Raw genomic sequence first — 22444 nt, 5'->3', positions numbered from 1 at the left:
CGAAGGTGCTCCACGACAGGATGGCTGCCGAGTTGATAACAGCTACGTGCCGATGCCACGGTGGGTTTCAGGTCATCGAAAAAAATGTTGTGCCCTGACGCCAAGGCGAGAGCCGACGTCCAGATAAAAAAGGCCACTCGAACGAGTGGCCAAGCAGGGAAGTCGTGGTGCGGGGCGTACGCCTCGAGGGTGTCGAAACCCACGCCCGCCACGATGACCCCGCCATCGGCCGTTGCCGGTGGCGGGGTCATCGACTAGCTACGCAGGGGAGGCGAAAAGGTTTCAGTGAGGACTGAAATTCTCAGAGACGCTGGCCGCCGCTGGGCTCGGTGGGGTACAGGTAGCCGTGGATAGCGGGGCCGGTAGGCTGGCCGGTGGGCGAGCCACCCGGAGGCTCGACGCTGATGCCAAAGGTGGCATGCTTCAGCAATTCAGGTTCGTAGTCGCGCAGGGCGGCCTGGTCGAGGCTCAGGTCATCGTCGAGTACACCGACGGACCGGGGAGCGGAGCCCAGATCATCATGCTTGATCCAAAGTTGATAGGAGCGGTCGGGCAGAGGTTCGGCGCTGACCGGGCGGACATGCAGGCGGCGCTGCTCCAGGTTGACGCTGAGCATGAAGGCGGGCTGGCGATCGTCCTGCTGGAACACCGCCACAAAGTTGGACTCACTGGTGGACGGCGACGGCTGTGCCAGCAGCACCGCCGCCAGGATGACCGCCGCGGCGCTGGACAGGCCGGTGGCGGCCTTCCAGAAGGCCAGGCGGCGGTGCAGCGGCGTGACGCTGGCGGTGCTCGGGGGGGCGTTGGGCGCCGTATCGCCACGCGCGGCGTCCTCGATGGCCTTGATGCGTTGCTGGATAAGCGGCAACAGGTCCGGGCCCGGGGTGAGGTCCTGGATCTCGTCGGCCAGAGGCGCCAGTCGGCTCTCCCATTCACCGATACGCTGCTCGAGTTCGCTGTCGTGTTGACGCTGGCGGCGCACCCTGTCGCGCTCGTCACGATCCAGGGTGCCCAGCACGAACTCGGCGGCCAGCATGTCCTTGTCGTCGCGGTCGCTCATGATCCCAGGCACCCCTTGAGTTGTTTCAGTGCACGATGCAGCCAGGTCTTGACGGTATTGACCGGCTGGTCGAAGTGGCTTGCCAGTTCGGCCCGCGACCAGCCCTCCAGATAGGCCAGGCGCACCATTTGCTGCCGGCTCTCTTCCAGTTCATCAAGGCACAACGTCAGCTGTGTCGACGTCTCGTCCTGGTGACGCTGATCGTAGGCGGAGGGCGTCTCGGCGACCCAGTTCTCGAGGATACTGTCGCTCTCGGTGGGCCGTGTCGGTGCCTTGCGTAGCTCGTCGATGGCCGCATTGCGGGCGATGGTCACCATCCAGGTGATGGCGGAGGCGCGCTCGCTCTCGAAGCGTCCGGCCTTCTGCCAGATGGTCACGTAGACCTCCTGGATGACATCGTTGGCCCAGGCCTGCTGCTTCAAGATACGTAACACCGTGCCGAAGAGTTTCGCCACGCTGGCCTCGTACAACTCGGCGAAGGCCTCCCGGTCCTTGTCGGCGACTCTGGACAGCAGATGAACCAGCCGCTCCGGGGAGGACAGCGGCGGGGATTCCTGGTGCGCCGGGGGCGGGGCGCGAAAGGCATTGGACATGGCGGCGATCTCTGAGCTGCGGAGTGTTGTTGTCGTGGTGGCTGAAGGGTGACGCTGCCTGACCGGCAAGGTCAAGCAGCCTGTATCGACGGTATCGGGCTGCCGTTTAGACGATGCCAGTGGGGTGGGAAGGTCTGCCTTCAGGCTCGAGCCCGGATAGGCGGGCCTCGCGCACCGGCGTATCCCGGGTGACGTGTCGGGGTTCCGCTGCGGCCGCTGCCACGAGGTGACCCTTGGCCAACAGTGCCTTGAGCTCTTCGGCCGGGACCGGTTTGCTGAACAGGTAGCCCTGGTACTCGTGGCCCTGCAGCTGGCGGATAAAGGCCAGCTGTTCTTCGCTCTCGACACCTTCTGCGATGATATGAAGCCCCAGGCACCTGGCCAGCGAGATCACCGCCTGGACGATGGCCGCGTCCTGTTCGCAATCGACCACGCCTTGCATGAAGGTGCGGTCGATCTTCAGACGGTCCACGGGCAGATACTTCAACTGGGTCAAGTTGGAATAGCCGGTGCCGAAATCATCGATGGACAGCAGCACACCCATGTTGCGCAGGGTACTCAGTACTTCCAGGGCGCGATCAGGGTTCTGTACCAGGGTGCTTTCGGTCAGTTCGAGTTCCAGCAGGTGAGGGGGAAGCTCCGATTCGGCAAGCGCAGCCTCGATGGTGGCCACGAAGCCGCGATGATTGAGCTGAATGGCCGAGATGTTGACCGCCACCGGCAATGGCTCGCCGGACTCCTTGAGCCACTCGCTCGAAAACCGGCAGGCGGTGCGTAGCACCCATGCGCCCAGGGGAAGGATCAGGCCACAGTCTTCGGCGACGGGAATGATCTCGTCAGGAGTGACCTGGCCGAGTTCCTCATCGTGCCACCGCAGCAGCGCTTCGACGCCAGAGACCTCACCGCTGTCGACGCGGATCTTCGGTTGATAGGCCAGGCTCAGGCGATCCTCCTCGATGGCCTGGGTCAGGCGTCGCTCGAGGGTACTGCGACGGTCCGCCTCGGAGGTCATGTCCAAGGCGAAGAACTGGAAGTTGTTGCGTCCCTGCTGCTTGGCGCGATACATGGCGGCGTCGGCGTGGACCATCAGGGCATGCTTGCTGCGCCCGTGGTCGGGGTAAAGGCTGATGCCCAGGCTGGTGGAGACCTTGACCATGCTGTTGCCGATCTGGAAGGGCTTGTCCAGCGAACTGACGATGCGCTGGGCCAGCGCTTCAGCGTCGCCGCGCCTGGCAACCTGATGGGTGACCACCATGAATTCGTCGCCGCCCACCCGTGCGACCAGGTCGCTGTCGCGCACCGCCATCTGCAGGCGTCGGGCCGCGCCCTTGATCAACTCGTCACCCACATGGTGGCCGAGGCCGTCATTGACCTGCTTGAAGCGGTCCAGGTCGACGAAGAACACCGCGAAGGTATCGATGTCGTCCTCGAGCAGTTCATCGAGGTGCTCCTCGAGCTTCAGTCGGTTGGGCAGTTGGGTCAGGACGTCATGATGGACCAGGTCCTTGAGCTCCTGATTGGCCTGTTGTAGCGAACGTGCCAGCTGAGCATTGCGCGAGGACAGATGGGCGTCGTAGATCGACATCATCAACGCTGCCAGCATGATGCAGGTGGCGATCAGCGCCACCACGATGGCCAGCTGGTCGGTGCCTATGCCCGGGGCCGAGGCCGAGTAGCTCAGGGTGCGGTAGCTGGTGGCGGCCATGCCGGTGTAGTGCATGCCCGAAATGCCTGCGGCCATGACCAGCGAGGCCAGGCCACGTTGCCACAGCGGGGAGCGTCCCCCCACCGGGTTGAGTCGAAAGGCCAGGCTGAGGGCGACCGCCGAGGCCAGCACGGCGATGACTACGGATAGGGCAAACAGGTCCGGTCGGTAGCGCAGGCTGTCTACCGACAGCATGGCCTCCATACCGATGTAGTGCATCAGGCAGACGCCGCTACCCATGATCAGCGCGCCGACGGCCAGTCGAGGACCGGTGAGGTGGCCTGACTGCACTGTTGCCAGTGCCAAGGCGGAAGCGAGAAGGCTCGCCAGCAGGGACGCCAGGGTAAGGGGGATCCCGTAGGCGAAGTGCGAGTCGGGGTCCATGGCCAGCATGCCGACGAAGTGCATCGACCAGATGCCGGTGCCCATGGCGAAGGCACCGCCGGCAAGCCACAGGTGGCGGGCAAGGCCCTGGCTCGCTCTGACGCGTCCGGCGAGATCGAGGGCAGTGAGCGAAGCGATGGCGGCGATGCCAAGGCTCAGGGCGACCAGTGCCGGGTTGTAGGACGCAAGCGAGTGGTCCATGCAGGTGAGATCCTTGAGAGTAAAGTATTAGTATCGGCCAGGTGTCGCATTCACTTTACCCTCAGCCTTGTGCAGGAGGTGAGGCAATCTCCTGAAAAGCCAGCTTTTCTTAAGTTTCTGACGGAGTCTGGAGGGGGGATCTGTGGGTCGGTGGGGGCGCCGCAGGCCCTGCCGGGTATCCTCGGCGGGACGGGGTCGCAGGAGATAACCGTGCTCCCCGGGAGAAGGCTGCGCTTCTCCCGGGGGACTCAGGGTGTGTACACGCTAGCCATGGGCGGTGCACAGGTACTTGGTCTCGAGGTATTCCTCCATGCCCTCGAGGCCGCCTTCACGACCGAGGCCGGACTGCTTGACGCCGCCAAAGGGGACCTGGGGCCCGGTGATATCCATGGTGTTGGTACCCACCATGCCGACTTCCAGACGTTGCTGGTAGCGACGGATGCGCTGCTGGTCCTTGGCATAGACGTAGGCGGCCAGACCGTAGACCGTGTCGTTGGCAGCGGCGATGGCCTCGTCATCGCTGTCGAAGGCGCGCACCGGGGCGAGGGGCGCGAAGGATTCTTCACTGGCGATGCGCATATCATCGGTGAAGCCGGCCACCAGGGTCGGCATGAAGAAGCGTGGCCCTGGGGCCTGGCCCTGGCCGCGACCGAGCACGCGCGCCCCCCGGGATCTGGCGTCCTCTACCAGTTCGCGGGCCTTGGCCACCGCGTCGCGGTTGATCAGCGGGCCGATCTCGATGTCCTCATCGAAGCCGTTGCCCACCGGCATGTCATTCATGCGCTGGGTGAAGCGCTCGATGAAGGTATCGTAGAGAGAACGGTGGACGAACAGGCGGTTGGCCGCCACGCAGTCCTGTCCGCTGGTCTGGAAGCGGGCGGCGATGGCGCCTTCCACGGCGGCGTCCAGGTCGGCGTCCTCGCAGACGATGAAAGGGGCGTTGCCACCCAGCTCCATGGCGCTGCGCTTGACCGTGTCGGCGGCCTGAGCCAGCAGCGTCCGGCCGACCTCGGTGGAGCCAGTGAACGACAGCGCGCGAACGCGATTGTCGTCACAGACCTTTTCGGAAAAGCGCTTGCCGGGGCAGGTGAGGACGTTGAATTCGCCCCGGTTCAGCCCGGCCTGTTCGGCCAGTCTGGCCAGGGCAAGTGCGCAGAAAGGGGTCTGGCTTGCTGGATTGACCAGGGTGGTGCAGCCCGCCGCCAGCGCGGCCCCGACCTTGCGGGTAATCATCGCCAGCGGGAAGTTCCAGGGGGTAATGATGGCCACCACGCCGACCGGCTGGCGCAGCGTGCCAAGCGAGATGTCGGGGTCATCCGAGGCCAGGGTATCACCGGCGATGCGTCGCGCCTGGCCGGCAAACCAGCGCAGGAAGCTGGCGGCGTAATCGACCTCGCCGCGGGCCTCGGCCAGGGGCTTGCCTTGCTCCAGGGTCATCAGGCGGGCCAGCGCCTCGGCGTTGTCCTGCATCGCCTGGTACCAGGCCATCAGCGCGTCGGCGCGCTCCAGGGCGGGGGTGTCACGCCAGCGCTCGAAGGCCTGGCTGGCGGCGTCGATGGCTTCGCCCAACTGGTCCTCGGTCAGCTGGGGCACCTTGCCGATGGTCTTTTCGGTGGCCGGGTCTTCGACCTCCCGGGTCTTGCCGTCACTGGCCTCGACCCAACGTCCGCCAAGATAGGCATGGTCTATCATCAGCTGGTTCTCAGGGGTGTGCATAGGGGCAATCTCCTGAAGAAGTTCCGTTTCCGACCTCCCCAAACTACGCTGCAACGAGCATGTCCTCAAGCCGGGCTCGGAGTGGTAGGGTGGGGACGAATCGACACCGGACGTCCCTGTGGATCCCCCGCAGGGGCGATGACAGGAGGTCCCATGAACGTTCGCAGTGAAGGCGTGGTGATCGTAGGTGGTGGTGCCGGCGGCCTCGAGCTTGCCATCCGGCTGGCCAAGGCAGGCCACAAGGACGTATTGCTGATCGATCGTAGCGCCACCCATGTGTGGAAACCGCGGTTGCATGAGCTTGCCGCCGGTTTTCGGCGTGGCGAGGTCGATGAGCTGGACTACGCAGGGCTCGCCGAGCACTGGGGGTTTGGCTTCGAGCGCGGTGAACTCGCGGACATCGATCCCGAGGCGCGTACCCTGACCCTGGCCGAGTGGCACGAAGACGACGGTCGGGTGAGGGTGCCCGGTCGCTGCATCGGCTACCAGGCGGTGGTGCTGGCGATTGGCGGGGTGACCCCGGACATGGGCGTGGAGGGCGTGCTCGAGCATGCCCTGATGCTCGACAGCGAGGCCGACGCCGAGCGACTGTTCGAGCGCTTCTCGACGGGTCTGCTGGCACATCGCGCCGGGCAGCGCAGTGATCCCTTCCATATCGCCATCGTCGGTTCAGGGGCCACCGGGGTGGAACTGGCGGGACTGCTGGCCACCGAGGCGCGGGCCTCGAGTGTGGCCCCACGAGAGTGCCAGCCCAGGGTCAAGGTGACCCTGCTGGAGGCGACCGATACCTTCATGCCGGGCATGGAGGATGAGGTGCGCCAGTCCATCCGCAAGCGCCTTTTGAATGTCGGCATCGACATTCATACCGAACAACAGGTCAGTCGCGTCGATCGCGACCGACTGACCACCAATGGCGGCGACGAGTTTCCGGCGGACCTGACCATCTGGGCGGCTGGTCGCGTGGGGCCGCCGGTGGCCGATTCGATCGACGCGCTGGCGACCAACAAGAAGCGCCAGTGGCGGGTGAAGCCGACCCTGCAGAGTGTCGACAGTGATCACGTCTTTGCGCTGGGTGACTGCTCGGTTATCGACGACGAGCCCGCACCGCCCACCGCCCAGGCGGCCAGCGAGCAGGCAGAACATCTGGCCAAGGAGTTGCCGCGTTTTCTCGCGGGGGAAACGCCGGCGCCCTTCGTCTACGAGGACAAGGGTACCCTGCTGTCGCTGGGTGAGGCCGGCAGCGTCGGCGAAGTGAAAGGCTGGTTCGCCGACGACGTCCAGTTGCGCGGGCGACTCGCGCGGGCGGCCTACCAGGGGCTGCAGCGCCAGCACCAGTTCATCCTGCTGGGGCCACTCAAGGGTACCGCCGAGGCGCTGAGCGACGTCCTCGGCCGCTCGGTCGGGCCACGCCTCAAGATCCACTGACCACGCGTTGCGTGCGCAGGCGGCCGCCACGCCCCTGGCAAAGCGTCGGCGGCCGCTCGACTCAGCTCGGATCGATGGTCAACAAAAGGCGCGTCTCCCCTGCCTGCTGCGCCGGGCTGCGGTGTACCAGTCCGCGGCCCTCGTTGCCGCTCCAGCCGTCTCCCTTCAACAGTGCCAGGTCGCCGGTGCCCAGCCGCTGAATGGCATGGGCCTGGCGAAGCGTCTCGGGCTTGTCCGGCGAGGGTGCGCCGAGCCCGGCGCGATTGACCGCAGACTCGGGCAGCCATTCGCTGCCCGGCCCCCGATAGCTGGTGACCAGTCGCACCGGCAACTTGTCGCAGTGAAAGCGTGGACACATGGCGCTGTCCAGCAGGCGCAGCCGTATTCCCAGAGTGTCGGTGTCGAACAGCATCGCCATGGCCTGGGTCAACAGCACGACGTCGTCTAACAGGGGGCAGGCTTGCTCCGGGGCGGGCATGCTGCGCCGGAGTTCGCGCTTCATGGCGGCGTCGGGAACTCCCAGCCACTGGAAGCTCCAGCGACGCTTGGTATCGCACTGTGCCTGGATGCTGCGTTCCAGGCTGGGGGACAGCGCGCGCTGCATCACCGCGATGGTGATGCCTTGCTCGAAGATGCGCGGCAGGATCGAGGCATCGATACCCTGGGCCCAGTGGACACTTGGCTGCGCCTCGCAAGACGCGGTCGGGGCGTCTCCGTCGACGCAGGTGGACGGTGAGCTGGACAGCGGCATCTTGGCGTCTCCATGAGATGTGTTTACAATGTTATAACGTAACATTTGAAACAAGGAAAGCGCCTCGTGCCGCGAGGGGCTTTCCTTTGCGAGCGCACATCGGGAGAACAGGTTCATGAATGATGCCAGGTTGCCGGTCACGGTACTGTCAGGCTTTCTGGGAGCCGGCAAGACCACCTTGCTGAATCACCTTCTGGCCAATCGCCAGGGGCGTCGGGTCGCGGTCATCGTCAATGACATGAGCGAGGTCAATATCGACGCCGCCCTGGTGCGCGGTGGGCCAGGGGCATCAGACGAGCTGGAGGACGGGGTCACGCTGAACCGCGCCGAAGAGCGCCTGGTGGAGATGAGCAACGGCTGTATCTGCTGCACCCTGCGCGAGGACCTGTTGATCGAGGTCCGCAGGCTGGCCGAGGAGGGGCGCTTCGACAGCCTGGTGATCGAATCCACCGGCATCTCTGAACCCCTGCCGGTGGCGGAGACCTTTACCTTCGCCGATGAGGACGGTCAGTGCCTGTCCGAGATCGCCAGACTCGATACCCTGGTCACCGTGGTCGATGGCGCCAATTTTCTGAGCCAGTACGCTGAAGCCCGCTCCCTCAAGGAGGCAGGGGAGTCGCTGGGCGAGGACGATGAGCGCAATGTCGCCGACCTGCTGGTGGACCAGATCGAGTTCTGCGATGTGCTGGCGATCAGCAAGTGCGACCTGATCTCGGCGCAGCAACTGGCGGAGGTCGAGGCGGTGCTGCGCGCCCTCAATCCCGAGGCCGATATCGTCCACATGGTCCAGGGCGAGGTGGCGCTGTCGCGGGTGCTGGATACCGGACGCTTCAGCTTCGAGCGGGCCCAGCGGGCGCCGGGCTGGCTCAAGGAGCTGCGCGGTGAGCATGTGCCGGAAACCGAGGAGTACGGTATCTCGAGTTTTGCCTATGAGGCGCGCCGCCCCTTCCACCCGCGCAGGTTTCATGAACTGCTGCATGGCGACTGGTTCGGTGGCACCTTGCTGCGCTCCAAGGGGTTCTTCTGGCTTGCCAGCCGTCCTCAGTTCGCCGGTCAGTGGAGTCAGGCGGGAGGCATCGCTCACCACGGCCTGGCGGGTCGCTTCTGGCGGGCGGTACCTGAGGAGCAGTGGCCCGAGGACCCGGAGTATCGCGAGGCGATTCTGGCCAAATGGCAGGAGCCCTTCGGTGACATGCGCCAGGAACTGGTGTTCATCGGCCAGAACCTGGCGGAGCAGCGCATTCGTCAGGCGCTGGATGAGTGCCTGCTGAGCGAATCGGAGCTGGCCCTCGGTATGGACGCCTGGGTCGACTCGGATGACCCTTTCCCAGCCTGGTAAAACCAGGCTAACGACGCTGGCTCAGTGAGTCAGCCCAGGCCAGCCGGCTCAGTGAGTCAGCCCAGGCTGTCCGATCAGGCCAACCGCTCAGCCAATCAGGCCAGCTAGAGGGCCCACCTGCCGGCTGTCGGGAAAGACCTGCTCGGCCAGGGGATCGAGATCGAGGCCAAGGTGGTCGCGCAGCACACCCTTGAGGACGGCGCGGGTGTCCTGGGCGGCGATCAGATCACGGTCGTCACGCAACCGGGCGAGCCCCGGCCACTGGCCGTGGACGCGCCCCCCTCGGATGGCGCCACCGGCCAGCAGGATGCAGCTGGCGGTGCCATGATCGGTGCCGCCGGTGCCGTTGACGGCCACCGTGCGGCCAAACTCGGTGATGACCACTACGGCGGTGTGCTGCCAGCGCTCGCCGAGCTTGCCGTGCAGCGCCGCAAGCCCGCTATCCAGCTGTTCAAGCTTGCGTGACAGCACCGCATTCTGGCGAGCGTGGGTGTCCCAGCCGTCGTCTTCCACCATGGCGATCTGGGGGCCATCCGCGGCGGCCAGGAACTGTGCTGCCGCCGCCAGGGTGTCCTTCAGGAGGCCACCGCTGTCGATATCGGTGGGGGCCATCTGCTGCATCGCCAGGGCGCGCTCGAACACCGGGCCCAGCCGGGGATCCTGTCGATAGAGCGCAGCGACCCGTTGGGCCAGTGACGGCAGGGTGGTGCCGTGCGCCGACGGCGACCAGGTGGCGAAGGGGGCCGGCCCACGGATCAACAACGGGCGCGAGGAGGTGAGGCCCAGTCCCTGGGTGTCGCCGAGGCTGCCCACCGCACGGTTCAGCCAGCCGGTGCGGCTTCCTGTGGGGGTGGCGGTGCCGTTTTCCAGGCACTCCTGGGCGTCGAAGTGCGAGCGTCCCTGATAGGGCAGTCCGCAGGCGTGAACCACAGCGAAGTCGCCGGCCTGGTAGAGACGGTGGCAGAAGGCCAGTGACGGATGCAGCGAAAAGGTCCCGTCCAGTCGTGGTGCAACGACTCCTTCCTGCGATGCCAGGCTACCGCGCAAGCGCTGGTAGGCGGGGTCGCTGTCGCAGGGGACGGCGGCGAGGCCATCGAGGGCACCGCGCAGCAGCACGACGACCAGGCGGCGCTTGCCGAGCGGGGAGTCTGCCGCAGCCAGCGAGGGCCACAGCAGCAGGCTGGTGCCTACGCCCAGCGCCTTGAGAAACTCGCGTCGGTTGAACATGGCGGATTCCATTGGGTGGTGTCGCGACGGCGCTCAGCGCCACTGAAACTCGGGGCTTGCCAGCACCATGGCCAGCGCCTGGTTGCGGGGCGCCTGACTGAGTGCCACGGCGGTGGTTTCACGCAGGCGAGGGCCCAGGCTCTGCTGGGCCAGCTCCATGGCCTCGCCGCTGGCGTCACCGGCGTGGCGCTGGGCCACCAGCAGTCGTTTGTTCAAGGCGTCGGCACCGATCCAGTCGTTGGCATCATCGCTCCATCCGGCCGGGGCGCCGGCGAGAAAAGGTGGCTGGCCCAGCAGGCGAAGCTGCTGGCCCCAGTCACTGCCATCGGGCGAGGGTGCCTTGCCCAGCGCGCGATAGAGCGCGACGAGATATTCCTGCGGACGGCGAAACTTGAGCGCTTGCGGCTGCCACGCCTGGGGGTGGCTGAACAGGGTGCGAAACAGCGTCGACAGGCGACCGTTCTCGCGCTGGAAGGTGGAGGCCAAGGCCGATACCAGCTCACCGGGTGGGTCGTCGGCGACAAAGTGACGGGCAAGCTTGGTGGCGACAAAGGTTGCGGTGGCCTCCTGGCCGGCCACAAAGCGCAGCATGTCACGCCCCTGCCTGGCCCCGCCTGCAGCGAAGCGCCGCCCCAGCAGTTCTCGCTCGCCGCCTTGATGGGCCGCGCCATGAAACAGGCTACCGTAGGGTCCGAGGGCCGGCGCCTCGGTCGATGGCGGCATTTCTAGCCGTGTCCGCCATCCGGTGATGGCCCTGGCCAGTTCGATCACGTCCTGCTGTTGATAGGGGCCGTCGACGCCGAGGGTATGCAGCTCCAGGATTTCCCGCGCCAGGTTCTCGTTGAGCCCGAGCCGCCCCGCAGAGGCTCTGGCACTTCTGGCCAGCGGCGAATCGGGGCCCACCGACGCTGCATTGTCGAGATAGAGCAGCATGGCCGGATGCTGCTCGACGCCCAGCAACATGGCCGAAAAGCTACCCGACACATAGGGCCGGATGGCCTCGCGCTCGAAGGCCCCGGGCAGCAACTGTACGCCGCCGCGGTCGGCGGACACGGTGAAGTGGTTGCTCCAGAACATCACCCAGCGCTCGAGTACCGGAAACGGACTCAGACACTGCTGGCACCCCCTGGCCTGGATCTCGGCCTGTTTCATCGCGCCAAAACGCTCGAGCAGGGTCGGCAGGCTCTGTGTGGACTTGTCATTGGCGGGGGCCTCGCTCATGCGTCGACGGGCGGCCGCGTGGTCTCGGCGGAAGCGATCAAAGCGCTCCAGGTAGGTGATGGTGGATGGCAACGCGGCGAGAGGATCGATCAGTGGCGCTCGTTCGGCCTCGTCGATCTGCGCCAGCACCCAGCCCTGGGGGTCCTTGGCGATCTCGGCAAGCTCACCTGGCCCCGCGCCGAGGCCAAAGCGATTGGCGGCGATTTCCGCCTGAACGAGGGTGGTTGTCACAGCTGACGCCTCCTGTTGGCATGGCTGACGAAGCCTGGGGCAGGATGCCGGGGGCCGGCCCTGGGGTGAGGCGCCGGGGATCGCCAACAGTTTGGCCGGTAGGTGGCGGGGGCGTTCAGCCGAGCGGGGGGGGATGATCGAGCAGGCCCAGGTCCGAGGCCAGGGCTACGTTTGCACCGGCCTGAGGCGCACCTTTCGTGCATTTTCGATAGGCGTGTCGCGCCAACGCCAACGCCCACGCCAACGTCTCAGGTCAGAGTCTTCGGCGACGGCGCAAGGTGGATGGCGAAAAGTCGGCGAGCGATGGTCAGACAAGGCAAAAATCGGTGAGACAGCGCAGTTTACGAGTTGTAAATGAGCATGTTGGTGTGATTTTTAACGCCGTATTACCGAGCGAAGGCACTTTTCATGCAAAGCCATAGGCTCAGGGCGTGTGCAGGGCAATACTCAACAGTACCCGCTTGCCCTTTTCGATTTTCGAGACGCTGTGCTGGTAGAGGTCGGGACGAAACAGGATCACCCGGTCGAACAGGTTGAAGATCACCTTTTCGGTCTCGAACACCCCGCCAGCCTGAGGGGCCTTCAGGATCAGGTTCAGCTTGTAGTAGCGGCCGCCACCCATGGGGTCATTGTGGCGATAGACGCTGTGGCCTTCGGGGTAGGTGACCAGGTTGGCGGTCAGCCGCCCCAGATCCAGCAGGGTTCGATTGGTGACGCTTGCCATGGGGACTCCTTGGAGGGGCGCGGGACGACTCGGTGATGTCGTGGGAGGCCACCATTCAAACGCATTTTGAGCAATTGCTCAATAACGGGCGGTCGCTCCGTGCAGGCTGGGACCATCAGGACGATGTCTCGGGGGCGAGCCGAGCCGGCTGGCTGGCCGGTAATGAGGGCGAACGGCGGCGTGGTCGAGCCTTGTGGACTGAACTAGGCTGAAACGAGCCGGAGGCAATGGTTCCTCGGCGCCCGAGACTGCCGTCGACCGGGATGGCAAGGGGGAAGCATGTCGGGTCAGATGATGTATCGCTTGCCGGTGGAAGCTGCCGAGCGTGTGCACATGCGCCGCTACATCGCTGCACTGGGCGCGTCCAAGGCTCGACAGGATAATCGAGGCTTCTACCACTACGCCGGCATCCATGGCGCCCCGGGGCGCTGGTGCTGGCATCATCAGTTCTCGCCTCGCACCAGCCTGAGCGCCAGGCTGTTTCTGCCCTGGCACCGGGCCTACCTCCATCGTCTGGAGCAGTCGCTGCAGGATATCGATGAAGAGGTCTCGATCCCCTGGTGGGACTGGACCGAAGGCGAGGGCATTCCCGAGGCCTTCGATGTTGCGCTGATCGATGGCGAGGAGAATCCGCTCCACTCCTCGCGCATCCAGCTTTATTCCCCCCAGGTGCCCGAACCGGTGGACCTGGTCACCGAGCGTGATCCCGACGGCCTGTTGCCGGTGTTTTCCTTTCCGGTGGCCGACGTGAACGGCGATGGCCGGGCGACGCTGGGCGAGATCGCGGCCTTCCTGGTGGAGCGGGTAGACACCTTCGAGCAGTTTAACGACCTGATCGAGACGGTGCATGATCAGCTCCACGTCTATGTCGGTGCGACCATGGCCAGCACCACCTACGCCGCCTATGATCCGATCTTTTATTCTCACCACTGCATGATCGACCGGCTCTGGTCGCTGTGGCAGAAGCGCCACGGCATCACCAACTTTCCCCCGGGGCTCGAGGATATCGTGCTGGAACCCTTCGGCCTGACCGTCGGTGAAGTGCTCAATGTCCAGTCGCTGGGCTACGAGTATGCCCGTTCGGTGGCGGACCTGACCCTGGCCGGCAGCGGTCTGGAGGAGGCCTGATGATCGAGCAACGCTATCGCCTGCCGCGGCTCGACCTGGGCGCGCTTCGCGCCGATGAGTTCGAGGAAGCCTTCGTCGAGCTTTATGGCATCCACCACCTGCGCCCCAGCTACACCGCCTGGCTCTTCTTCAGCGCGCGCCTGCCGGCCAGGGTGACCCCGCAAAGCCGGGGCTATGCCGGCACCTTTGCGCTGTTCGGTCACGCCGAATGCTGGGGTTCGCCAGGACACTGCCATGGCCCGGATGGTCTCAGACGTTTCGATACCCGGCCTTCCCATCCGATGACACCGGCGTTCAAGCGGGTACCGGTGACCCAGGCCCTGAAGCGCCATCTGCACGCTGGCAAGAGCACCCTGGACATCCAGATCTACGCCTATACGCGCGAGGCCTGGCCCGATCGTGGCGACAAGTCACTGGTGTGTTGCAGCGGGGTGCAACTGGTCACCTTGTGATCGAGCGCAGGCGCAGTTTCGGTGTGCGCGGCAGGCTTGATGCTTTCTGGCTTGCCGAGCTGGCTTGCCGAGGCACTGTCCGAAAAGTCGACGAGCGCAGGCACTTTTCAGACAAGCCCTAGGCCTTGGAGGACTGGGCCCATAAATTGACCCCACCATCCACCGCGTAGCGGTCGATGTCGGCCAGCTCCTCGTCGCTGAAGTCGAGGTTGTCCAGGGCCTCGACGCAGTCGCTGACCTGATCGGGGCGGCTGGCGCCGATCAGGGCGCTGGTCACGCGGCCGCCGCGCAGCACCCAGGCAATCGCCATCTGCGCCAGACTCTGGCCACGCCGCTCGGCGATGGCGTTGAGCGCCCTGACACGCTCGAGGTTGTCGTCGGACAGGTGCTGTTCGCGGATCGCACCACCGCGAGCAAGACGGCTGTCGTCAGGCACCCCACCCAGGTACTTGGCGGTCAAAAGGCCCTGGGCCAGTGGCGAGAAGACGATCGAGCCGATGCCTTCATCGTCCAGCACATCGAGCAGCCCGTCGTCCTCGATCCAGCGGTTGATCATCGAGTAGCTGGGCTGGTGGATCAGGCAGGGGGTCCCCAGTTCGCGCAGCAGGCGAGCGGCCTCGCGGGTGCGCTCAGGGCTGTACGACGAGATACCGGCGTAGAGCGCCTTGCCCGAGCGTACCGCCTGGTCCAGCGCGCCCATGGTTTCTTCCAGCGGTGTCTCGGGATCGAAGCGGTGAGAGTAGAAGATGTCGACGTAGTCCAGATCCAGGCGCTTGAGACTCTGGTCGAGGCTCGACAGCAGATACTTGCGGCTGCCCCACTCGCCGTAGGGGCCAGGCCACATGTTATAGCCCGCCTTGGTGGAGATGATCAGTTCATCGCGGTGGCCGGCGAAGTCGGTCTTGAGGATGCGCCCGAACATGGACTCGGCGCTGCCAGGCGGCGGGCCATAGTTATTGGCCAGGTCGAAGTGGGTAATGCCGTGATCGAAGGCGGTACGGCAGATCTCGCGAGCGTTGTCTTCATGGGCGTTGTGGCCGAAGTTGTGCCACAGCCCGAGGGACAGGGCGGGCAGCTTGAGGCCACTGCGACCGCAGCGGTGATAGCGCATGCGTTCGTAACGGTCTTCGGCGGGACGATAGCTCATGGTGGTCTCCTGTCAGGGCGCACGGGCGCCGAGGCTGTCGTCTCAGCACTTTAGCTGTGTTTGTCGAGGTATCCAAAAGGGCCGCCCCGAAAAAGCCAGGTGAAGGCGGGCAGCACGCAGGCAAGGGCGCAGTGCGGGCAAGATGGTGAGCGCCTGGAAAGGCGAGCGGGAGAAGACTCAGGGGGACTCAGGCGACGGTGAAGCTGCGGGCATGAGAAGCCGTGAGGTAACCCAGGGCGCCATGTGCCAGTTAGTGGGCACATGGCGCCTGGGGCGTGACGCCAGGGGCATGACGTCAGGGGGCAGGGGTCAGCCGCCGGCGTTCATGGTCTCCGGCATGGCGGCCAGGGTAGCCTCGTCGGAGAGCAGGTCGTGCAGGGTCTGGGACGCCATCTGGGAGTTGCCGTCCATGACCCCGTCGAGCCATACCAGCGCCTGCTCACGGTTGGCGTTCTCCAGGCCATTGGCGGCCAGGTAGGCCTTGGCCAGCGCCAGCCGCGCGGTCTCGTGGCCCTGACGCGCGGCCTTGAGCAGGTAGTCGGCGCCCTGGCGGGTGTTCCGCTCGAGGTTTTCGCCACGCAGGTACTCGCGGCCGAGGCTGGCCTGGGCGCCGGCGTGTCCCTGGTCGGCGGCGCTGGTCAGCAGCTGTTCGCCCCGGCTCGGGTCCTGAGCCAGGCTCTGGTCGCCTCGCACCAGGGCGGTGCCAAGCAGGGCGCGTGCCGACAGGCTGCCGGCGTCGCTGGCCCGGGTCAGCCAGCGCTCGGCCTCGGCCGGGTCGGCGCTGACGCCATTGCCTTCGAGGTAGGCCTCGCCAAGGGTCTGGGCGGCATACTCGTTGCCGGCCTCGGCGGCTTCGCTCAGCAGGCGACGACCCCGCTCGGGGTCGGCTTCCACGCCGTTTCCGGTCAGCAGCATGCCGCCCAGGTCAGCACGCGCGCCGGCGTGGCCACCGGCCACCGCCACCTGGAGCAGTTCGGCGCCCTTGGCCGGGTCGCGGGCGACGCCTTCACCGTCGAGGTACATGCGGCCAAGCGCGGCGGCGGCGCCTGGATGACCCTGGCGGGCGGCACGCTCGAGCCAGCGGCTGGCCTCGGACAGGTTGCGCCCGACGCCCTGGCCGTCGCGATAGGCGCGGCCGAGGTCCGCCATGGAGTTGACGTTGCCCTGACGGGCAGAGGCGATCAGCGCCTGGATGTCACCGGCCTGGCCGCGATCGCGCTGGGTGCGCATCAGCGCCTCGGCGGCGGAGGGGTGGCCGGCGGCCTCGGCCCGTTCGAGCCACTCGGTGGCCTGGGCAAGGTCACGGCTCACCCCGGTACCGTCGCGGTAAGCGCGGCCGAGGACGACCATGGCGTAGGCGTCGCCCTGCTCGGCGGCGTTCTCCAGAAGGCGCCGTCCGTGATCCACCCGAGAATTTCCTCGCTGGGTCGAAGCACCATCGGCCACGGCCATGGCGTCGCCGCCCGGTTCCTGGGTGGGGTTCGGGCCTGTCGTCTCGGGGCTCAGCTCGCCGCTCAGCTCGCCAGTCAGATAGGCCTCGCCCAGGCGGGTGGCGGCGCTGGTATCGCCGGCTTCCACCGCCTGGGTCAGCAGGCGCTCCGCCTCACGGGGCTGATAGGGCAGGGGACCGTCCTCGGCCAGATAGGCTTCGCCGAGGGTGCGCAGGGCGCCGCTCTGCCCCTGGTCGATGGCCTGGCGCAACAGCCGTTCGCCCCGGGCCGGATCGGTGGCCACGCCACGGCCGCTGAGGTAGAGCGCGCCCAGCTGTTCGGTGGCAAACGGATGGCCCAGCTCATGTCCGCGCTCGAGATAGCGGGCGGCGATCACCGGCTGGGTCGGCACCACCTCATCGGCCAGGTAGGCCTGGCCGAGCATCGCCAGTGCCAGCGGGTCGTCGTGTCGGGCGGCCTGCTCGAGCAGGCGGATGCCGCGCTGGGGTTCCGCCGGCAGGGCGTCGCCTTCCAGCAAGGCGCGACCCAGGGTCACGCGGGCGTCGACCGAGTCCTCGTCGATGGCCTTTTCGAGCCAATTGCGTGCCTCGATTGGCCGTGCCCTGAGGCCGTCGCCCTCCAGCAGAATCCGGCCCAGGCGCTCCATGGCGTCGACGTCACCGTTCTCGGCCGCCTGGGTCAGCAGGGTCACGCCCTGTTCGGCGCGGCCGCTGTCGAGCATCTCGCGGCCCGCCTTGGCCACCGCGTCGGGGTCACCGGCCTGGGCGGCCTGGGTCAGCCAGTGCAGGCGGCGATCGTCGTTGCCGGCCAGCAGGCCGTCGGCCGAGTACAGCTCAGCCAGTTCGGTCATCGCCTTGATATCGCCGCCGCCGGCGCGCTCGCGCAGGCCTTCGGCGTAACGCTCGGCGTACTCGCGCGAGCGTGCCTTGTCGGTGTCGAGCCAACCGCCCTCGGCGTAGGCGTTGGCCAGTGCCAGGATGGCATCCGGGTTACCGTTGTTCGCCGCCTGACGATACAGCGCCAGGGCGCGCTGGGGGTCCGCCGCGACGCCGTCGGCGCCGCGGGCCAGCAATGAGGCCATCACCACGCCTTCGTCACGGCCGATTTCTTCTTCCATGGCCTGCTCGAGCAGATAGTAGGCCAGTACCGGACGATAGGGCGCACCCTGCTGTTCCAGGCTCAGCTTGGCCAGGTTGAGCGATGCGTGGCCAAGGATATAGGACGGCGTGCGCACGGCGTCCTCGTAGTAGGCAGCGGCCTTGGCGGGGTCCGCCTGGATGCCCTTGCCCTGATCCCAGATCTTGCCGAGTTCGTAGTAGGCCTTGGGGATGTCCTGGGCGGCCAGCCCCTTGAGCTTGAGGATCGCCTCTCGGGTCTGGCCGGCAGCGACGAGCTGCTGCGCCTCTTCCAGGGTGTTGTCATGCATCCATTCGGGGTTGCGTGGCTGCTCCTTGTCGAAGAAGTCCTGATACTCGGCAGGCAGCGGGTCGACGCCGGTACTCTGGAACTCGGTACCGGGGGCGGCGCAGCCGCCGAGCCACAGCGCCACGGCGACCGAGGCGGTGAGCGGAAAGGCCCGGGACCAGCGTTGGCCCTGGGCGGTGTGGGGGCGAAAACGGGGGAGCATCATAAGCAGGCCTCCTGGTTGATCGTGTGCTGTCACTGAGACGCGCTGTCGTCGTCGAGACCCTCGAAGGCGGTGGTCTCGCGCTCCTGTTCATCGACGACGAGGTGCTGCTGCGCCTCGGGTGACATGAAGTACAACGTCTGGTAACCGCCGGCGCTGCGGTTGTAGACCGGACGCACCTGGGCCAGGAACCGTTCGATGCGCGGGTCATCGAAGCGGCTCTGATAGATCTCCATCCAGGCGAAGTACTGGTTGTCCTTGAGAAAGCCGGTGTACTGCTCGTGGGGCGCCAGGTCTCCAAGCGCCTCGGGATCGTTGAAGATGGTCATGGCGAAGTCCACGGCGTCGTGGATGTCATGGCCGTTGATCTCGAGTTCGAAGATGTCATAGCCCTGGCGTGCGATGACCTGCATGTTGGTGATCAGGTAGAGCAGCGCATAGTTCTGGTAGTGGGTGGCGCGACGACCACGCTCGATCTCCAGCGGAAAGGCGCCGCGCTCGGTCATGTCGGAGAGCGCCGAATGGATGGCGCTGACGCCGAAGCGAAACAGCTCATCGTCCTCGGTAATCACGCCGATCATGCTGGCGTAGAGGGCGCGGCGGTAGAAGTGGTTGTTGCAGCAGCTGTTGCCGGGCTGCCCCTGAATGGCGGCGTGCTTGTGGGCGAGCCGGTTGAGCCACTGCTCGACACGTTGCTTGGCCTGGTCGCTGCCCTCGACGCGGGGACGCACCACCGAGTAGGCCATGCCCGCGGCGAAGATCATCGATTCGGTGGCGAACCAGGCCTGAGGCTCCTTGGGATCGTAGTGGAAGTCGGTCAGGGCATCGTGCTGGGCCCATTGATCGAGAAAGGTCACCAGGCAGTCGGCGTAGTAGGTGTCGCCGGTGGCCACGAAGGAGCCGGCGAGCATCGACACACTGTCCTCGAAGTCGAACAGGGGTTCGGATGCCAGTTCCCACTCCTTGGGGCTGGGATAATAGCCGGGGATCCGCAGGCGCGTGGTGATCGGCTCCTGGGCCAGCAGTTGCTGGCAGCTGGGCCCGTTGGTCAGTTGATCGAGCTCCTGCAACAGGATCGAGTTGTCGGTGTCGGCCAGTGTTTCCATGCGGGCCTCTACATCGAAGTAGGAGGCGTCAGGTCTGGTCACTCGGTAGTCGCTGAGGTCCAGCTCGGTCCGTTCTTCCAGGGTCATGGCGTGCGCGGACGATACCAGGGCGGCACCCATCGTCAGGCCGAGCGTCAGGCCCGTTGCCAGCTTTCCCGACAACCTGGCCGTCGGCCATCCCATCACTCTGTGTGCCAGACGCTTGAGCGGATTTGCCGAGCGTTGGTCGAAGTGATGGCACCGGCCGGATTCGAATGCCGGCATCGATGGGCCCAGGCCTCGGGTGGGGAGGGGACCGGGGGATGAGCCATGGGATGGGTGCATCAAGCGTCTCCTTGGCGGCGCCCCTGGGGGCGCCGCGATCATGAACGGGGGGCGTAGAAACGGAAGTCGGCAAAGTCGGCGTGCTGGTCACTGGGGGTGCGCCAGTCCTCACCGTGGCCACCGAAGAAGGTCGAGAACATCAGGCCATCGATGTGCACGTCGTCGTCGGTACGGTAGGTGAGATTGGTCTGCTCGAGCACCGGCCGACCATCGACCCACACCCTGGCAATGCCGTTGGCCTTGCCAGGGTCGTTGAGGATGATCTCCTGCTCCAGGGTGACCCACTGACCGGTGGGAAAGGTGAAGCGGCCTCGGGCCACCGAGTCGCCGTAGTCGCCCTCGCCGCCGACCACGTATTCGTAAAGTTCACCCTGGCCGTCTTCGCGCCACATGTAGCGCATGGAGAAGCCATTCTCGCCGGTGACATCGTCACCGCCGCTGGGCGCTTCGCCGCCGTAGAGCCCCGGCAGCTTGCCGCCCTTGACGAAGTTGAACCCGCTCTCGAAGCGAACCCGGTAGCTCAGGCAGGCGTGATCGCGCCCTTCGAGCGCGGAAGGCTCGGTGTAGAAGCCGGCGCCTCCGGTGTCGGTGTCGCCAGGCGAGGAGGTGTCCTCGGGATAGAGGACCCTGAGCGCCGGTGTCGCCGAATGACCCGACAACAGCTCGACGTTCTCCTCGGTGCCCCAGGTACGGGTGGTGTCGAAGCCTTCGCGAATGGCGTCGTGGGCGCTTTTCTCACCCAGCGCAGGGGCGGGTGAGGCGACCAGCGGATGGCGCGCCGAGCAGGCGGCGACCTGGGGGACGCCGGGGCTCTGCTGATCGGCGTCGCTGTCATTGGCGCCGTTGTCCGCCAGGGCGGGTTGGGTAGCGCAGATGGCCAGCAGGGTGGCGGACAGGCGCGTCGTCAGTGTCGACATGGCGTTCGATCTCCTGTTGGCTCACGACCACCGCGGTGGTCGTGGCAAGTGGGACGGATACGTGTAAAGAAAGAGCGTGGCTCAGCCGGCGGTGTCGGCGGCGTCGTTGTCACCAATGCCCGAGAACAGCTGGCTGGCCTGCTGGACCACCCGGCGGCCGCTCTGCCAGATCCACTCGGCGGTGGCGCCCAGCAGGGCCTGTTCGGTAAAGCGCACGTCCACCGGAGTACCGACGCTTTCCACCGGCAGCGGCTTTTCCGGTACCAGCAGCACGCTGGCGACGTTCTGCTGTTGGCGTACCCAGCTCGGGAAGCCGGCGCGCGGCTGGCGCTCGATGTCCAGCGCCACGCTGCGCACCCGAGCGCTGATCGGGCCGGAGGCGTTGGGCAGCGACAGATAGGCGAGTTGATCGGGCTCGATGCGATCGATGTCGTCCATATGCACCAGCGCCTCGACCATGACCTCGTCGTCGCCGGTACGCATCAGCGTCATGATCTTTTCGCTTTCGTTGATATAGGTGCCGTCGGAGCTCGACAGCGCCCACGCCACCAGGCAGTCGCAGGGGCTGTAGATCTCGTTCTGGGACTGGCGAGCCTGCAGCGCGGTGACCCTGGACGCCTGGAAGTCTCGGGCGGTCTCGAACTGATCGATACGTGCACGAGCGATGTCCGGGGACACCGTCTCGAAGCTCACGGCGTCACCGTTGCCGGGCTCGGCGGAGTTGGCCAGGCTGACCTGTCCGCCATTGGCGCCGTCGAGGTTTTCCTGAAGGTTCTCGATCAGTTGGCTGTTATAGCGCTGGGCGGCCTCGGCCAGGATCAGGTCGGACTCCAGATCGACGTCCTTGACCCGGGTGAGCCGCTCGTCCCGTGTGACACGGTCACCTGCCTTGAGCTCGTGCGCCATCAGGATGCCGGGGCTCGGTGCACGAATGTCGATGCGTGGCGCGGTGACAGCGGCGAAGTTGGGCTCGATCAGCATGAAGTTGCGATAGGCGGTGGCCGCGGCCACCACCGCGAGCACCGCGAAGCCGATGAACAGCGCCACGTAGCGGCCCATGGGTCTGGGCGGACGAGCCGCCGCCTGGGGCGTGCTGCCGGTGCCGCGACGCTTGCGTGGGGTCTGGGCATCCTCGCCCTGGACCATCTGCTCGACGTCCAGCGGCCGGCCGGCCAGATGGGCGCGGACCACGCGGCGCAGCAGCTCAAGGTGGGAGGGGGAGATGTCGGTGATCTCGAAGCCGGCGTGGTGTGCACCACCGCGACCTTCCAGTGCCAGGCTATGGCGGCACTGGGCGCTCACGGGCACCAGCAGCTCGCCGCTGGCGGTGGTGATGGCGATGCTGCCGCGCACCCTGGCGTCCTGGCGCATCGGGCGCGGGCTCTCGATGGCGAAGCCGCCCTGGGACAGGTCCAGCCCGCGGAAGCGGTTGCCGTCATCGAAGCGCACCTCGAAGGTCGGCGAAACGCGGATGTAGCGGCGTTCATCGCGGCGCTCATGGGCCAGTCCCGAGCCTGCCGGTGCCTCTTCTTGGCGCGGTTGAGAGCGCGTATCGCCCAGATGGGGTTCGGCGCGCGGCGCGGGGTCCGGCTGACGAGCAGGCTCGTGGCGGGGTGTTGAGGTGTCCTTGTCGTCGAAGTAATCGCTCATATCGGTGTCCTGAAGTCAGTATTCGCTGAGCCGTGGCGGTGTCTGGCCGTATATGCGGCTCAGCG

The 22444-nt window shown here is 66.2% G+C and carries 17 protein-coding genes; 4 read left to right on the top strand and 13 right to left on the bottom strand.

Annotation, left to right across the window (positions count from 1 at the left end; all coding sequences use genetic code 11):
* Positions 1 to 301: 301 nt before the first annotated feature.
* From NFI08_RS21825 to NFI08_RS21810, 4 genes are all read right to left on the bottom strand, one after another.
* Positions 302 to 1060, bottom strand: coding sequence for an anti-sigma factor (locus tag NFI08_RS21825; RefSeq protein WP_045992552.1), 759 nt, complete (start codon positions 1058 to 1060; stop codon positions 302 to 304).
* Entirely contained in the window at positions 1057 to 1653 is a 597-nt protein-coding gene (locus NFI08_RS21820; protein WP_045992553.1) for a sigma-70 family RNA polymerase sigma factor, read from the bottom strand. The genes NFI08_RS21825 and NFI08_RS21820 overlap by 4 nt, the downstream gene beginning before the upstream one ends.
* A gap of 106 nt (positions 1654 to 1759) precedes the next feature.
* Positions 1760 to 3943: a putative bifunctional diguanylate cyclase/phosphodiesterase gene (locus tag NFI08_RS21815; RefSeq protein WP_349591465.1), complete on the bottom strand. Its 2184-nt coding sequence runs from the start codon at positions 3941 to 3943 to the stop codon at positions 1760 to 1762.
* A gap of 264 nt (positions 3944 to 4207) precedes the next feature.
* Positions 4208 to 5659 carry an NAD-dependent succinate-semialdehyde dehydrogenase gene (locus NFI08_RS21810; protein ID WP_349591464.1) on the bottom strand — a complete coding sequence of 484 codons (1452 nt, stop codon included), beginning with the start codon at positions 5657 to 5659 and terminating at the stop codon, positions 4208 to 4210.
* Positions 5660 to 5812: 153 nt separating this feature from the next.
* Here NFI08_RS21810 and NFI08_RS21805 point away from each other — a divergent pair, with 153 nt between their 5' ends.
* Entirely contained in the window at positions 5813 to 7084 is a 1272-nt protein-coding gene (locus NFI08_RS21805) for an NAD(P)/FAD-dependent oxidoreductase (protein WP_349591463.1), read from the top strand.
* Between the two features lie 61 nt (positions 7085 to 7145).
* Here the strand turns inward: NFI08_RS21805 and NFI08_RS21800 are convergent, their stop codons facing one another.
* Positions 7146 to 7835, bottom strand: coding sequence for a DUF1826 domain-containing protein (locus NFI08_RS21800; RefSeq protein WP_083970379.1), 690 nt, complete (start codon positions 7833 to 7835; stop codon positions 7146 to 7148).
* A 115-nt stretch (positions 7836 to 7950) separates the two neighbouring features.
* On the opposite strand from NFI08_RS21800, the gene zigA reads away from it, so the two are divergent.
* Positions 7951 to 9174 (top strand): zinc metallochaperone GTPase ZigA, encoded by a 1224-nt coding sequence (zigA, locus tag NFI08_RS21795; protein ID WP_213231499.1) that lies wholly within the window; start codon positions 7951 to 7953, stop codon positions 9172 to 9174.
* Positions 9175 to 9261: 87 nt separating this feature from the next.
* Here zigA and NFI08_RS21790 read toward each other — a convergent pair whose 3' ends face one another.
* From NFI08_RS21790 to NFI08_RS21780, 3 genes are all read right to left on the bottom strand, one after another.
* Positions 9262 to 10401 (bottom strand): DUF1501 domain-containing protein, encoded by a 1140-nt coding sequence (locus tag NFI08_RS21790; RefSeq protein WP_349591462.1) that lies wholly within the window; start codon positions 10399 to 10401, stop codon positions 9262 to 9264.
* A gap of 33 nt (positions 10402 to 10434) precedes the next feature.
* Positions 10435 to 11853 (bottom strand): DUF1800 domain-containing protein, encoded by a 1419-nt coding sequence (locus tag NFI08_RS21785; protein WP_348826869.1) that lies wholly within the window; start codon positions 11851 to 11853, stop codon positions 10435 to 10437.
* Positions 11854 to 12277: 424 nt separating this feature from the next.
* The gene (locus tag NFI08_RS21780; RefSeq protein WP_045992559.1) at positions 12278 to 12577 is read right to left on the bottom strand and encodes a hypothetical protein; all 300 of its coding nucleotides are present in this window, start codon (positions 12575 to 12577) and stop codon (positions 12278 to 12280) included.
* 279 nt (positions 12578 to 12856) lie between these two features.
* Here NFI08_RS21780 and NFI08_RS21775 point away from each other — a divergent pair, with 279 nt between their 5' ends.
* Positions 12857 to 13705 (top strand): tyrosinase family protein, encoded by an 849-nt coding sequence (locus NFI08_RS21775; RefSeq protein ID WP_349591461.1) that lies wholly within the window; start codon positions 12857 to 12859, stop codon positions 13703 to 13705.
* Positions 13705 to 14157: a hypothetical protein gene (locus NFI08_RS21770; protein WP_045992561.1), complete on the top strand. Its 453-nt coding sequence runs from the start codon at positions 13705 to 13707 to the stop codon at positions 14155 to 14157. Before NFI08_RS21775 ends, NFI08_RS21770 begins: the two co-directional genes overlap by 1 nt.
* Positions 14158 to 14275: 118 nt before the next feature.
* Here the strand turns inward: NFI08_RS21770 and mgrA are convergent, their stop codons facing one another.
* The 5 genes from mgrA to NFI08_RS21745 all read right to left on the bottom strand — a co-directional run bounded on the left by mgrA (position 14276) and on the right by NFI08_RS21745 (position 22379).
* Entirely contained in the window at positions 14276 to 15304 is a 1029-nt protein-coding gene (gene mgrA / locus NFI08_RS21765; protein WP_124803047.1) for an L-glyceraldehyde 3-phosphate reductase, read from the bottom strand.
* Positions 15305 to 15613: 309 nt separating this feature from the next.
* Entirely contained in the window at positions 15614 to 18385 is a 2772-nt protein-coding gene (locus NFI08_RS21760) for an SEL1-like repeat protein (protein WP_349591460.1), read from the bottom strand.
* A gap of 29 nt (positions 18386 to 18414) precedes the next feature.
* Positions 18415 to 19671, bottom strand: a complete 1257-nt coding sequence (locus NFI08_RS21755) for an alginate lyase family protein (protein WP_349591459.1) — start codon at positions 19669 to 19671, stop codon at positions 18415 to 18417.
* 179 nt (positions 19672 to 19850) lie between these two features.
* Positions 19851 to 20729 (bottom strand): polysaccharide lyase, encoded by an 879-nt coding sequence (locus NFI08_RS21750; RefSeq protein WP_205254744.1) that lies wholly within the window; start codon positions 20727 to 20729, stop codon positions 19851 to 19853.
* Positions 20730 to 20810: 81 nt separating this feature from the next.
* Positions 20811 to 22379 carry a PilZ domain-containing protein gene (locus NFI08_RS21745; RefSeq protein ID WP_349591458.1) on the bottom strand — a complete coding sequence of 523 codons (1569 nt, stop codon included), beginning with the start codon at positions 22377 to 22379 and terminating at the stop codon, positions 20811 to 20813.
* Positions 22380 to 22444 lie beyond the last annotated feature (65 nt).

Source organism: Halomonas sp. EF61 (genome assembly GCF_040147045.1).
In the GTDB taxonomy this organism is placed as follows: Bacteria; Pseudomonadota; Gammaproteobacteria; order Pseudomonadales; family Halomonadaceae; genus Halomonas; species Halomonas litopenaei.
Note: the sequence above shows the minus strand (reverse complement) of the source record. Positions and strands in the feature narration are given on the sequence as shown.

Coding starts and splice junctions, on each gene's coding strand:
- NFI08_RS21755 (WP_349591459.1), bottom strand. CDS start 19,671: ATGGGATGGCCGACGGCCAGGTTGTCGGGAAAGCTGGCAACGGGCCTG.
- NFI08_RS21800 (WP_083970379.1), bottom strand. CDS start 7,835: ATGCCGCTGTCCAGCTCACCGTCCACCTGCGTCGACGGAGACGCCCCG.
- NFI08_RS21810 (WP_349591464.1), bottom strand. CDS start 5,659: ATGCACACCCCTGAGAACCAGCTGATGATAGACCATGCCTATCTTGGC.
- NFI08_RS21815 (WP_349591465.1), bottom strand. CDS start 3,943: ATGGACCACTCGCTTGCGTCCTACAACCCGGCACTGGTCGCCCTGAGC.
- zigA (WP_213231499.1), top strand. CDS start 7,951: ATGAATGATGCCAGGTTGCCGGTCACGGTACTGTCAGGCTTTCTGGGA.
- NFI08_RS21790 (WP_349591462.1), bottom strand. CDS start 10,401: ATGTTCAACCGACGCGAGTTTCTCAAGGCGCTGGGCGTAGGCACCAGC.
- NFI08_RS21745 (WP_349591458.1), bottom strand. CDS start 22,379: ATGAGCGATTACTTCGACGACAAGGACACCTCAACACCCCGCCACGAG.
- NFI08_RS21775 (WP_349591461.1), top strand. CDS start 12,857: ATGTCGGGTCAGATGATGTATCGCTTGCCGGTGGAAGCTGCCGAGCGT.
- NFI08_RS21805 (WP_349591463.1), top strand. CDS start 5,813: ATGAACGTTCGCAGTGAAGGCGTGGTGATCGTAGGTGGTGGTGCCGGC.
- NFI08_RS21760 (WP_349591460.1), bottom strand. CDS start 18,385: ATGATGCTCCCCCGTTTTCGCCCCCACACCGCCCAGGGCCAACGCTGG.
- NFI08_RS21825 (WP_045992552.1), bottom strand. CDS start 1,060: ATGAGCGACCGCGACGACAAGGACATGCTGGCCGCCGAGTTCGTGCTG.
- mgrA (WP_124803047.1), bottom strand. CDS start 15,304: ATGAGCTATCGTCCCGCCGAAGACCGTTACGAACGCATGCGCTATCAC.
- NFI08_RS21780 (WP_045992559.1), bottom strand. CDS start 12,577: ATGGCAAGCGTCACCAATCGAACCCTGCTGGATCTGGGGCGGCTGACC.
- NFI08_RS21820 (WP_045992553.1), bottom strand. CDS start 1,653: ATGTCCAATGCCTTTCGCGCCCCGCCCCCGGCGCACCAGGAATCCCCG.
- NFI08_RS21750 (WP_205254744.1), bottom strand. CDS start 20,729: ATGTCGACACTGACGACGCGCCTGTCCGCCACCCTGCTGGCCATCTGC.
- NFI08_RS21770 (WP_045992561.1), top strand. CDS start 13,705: ATGATCGAGCAACGCTATCGCCTGCCGCGGCTCGACCTGGGCGCGCTT.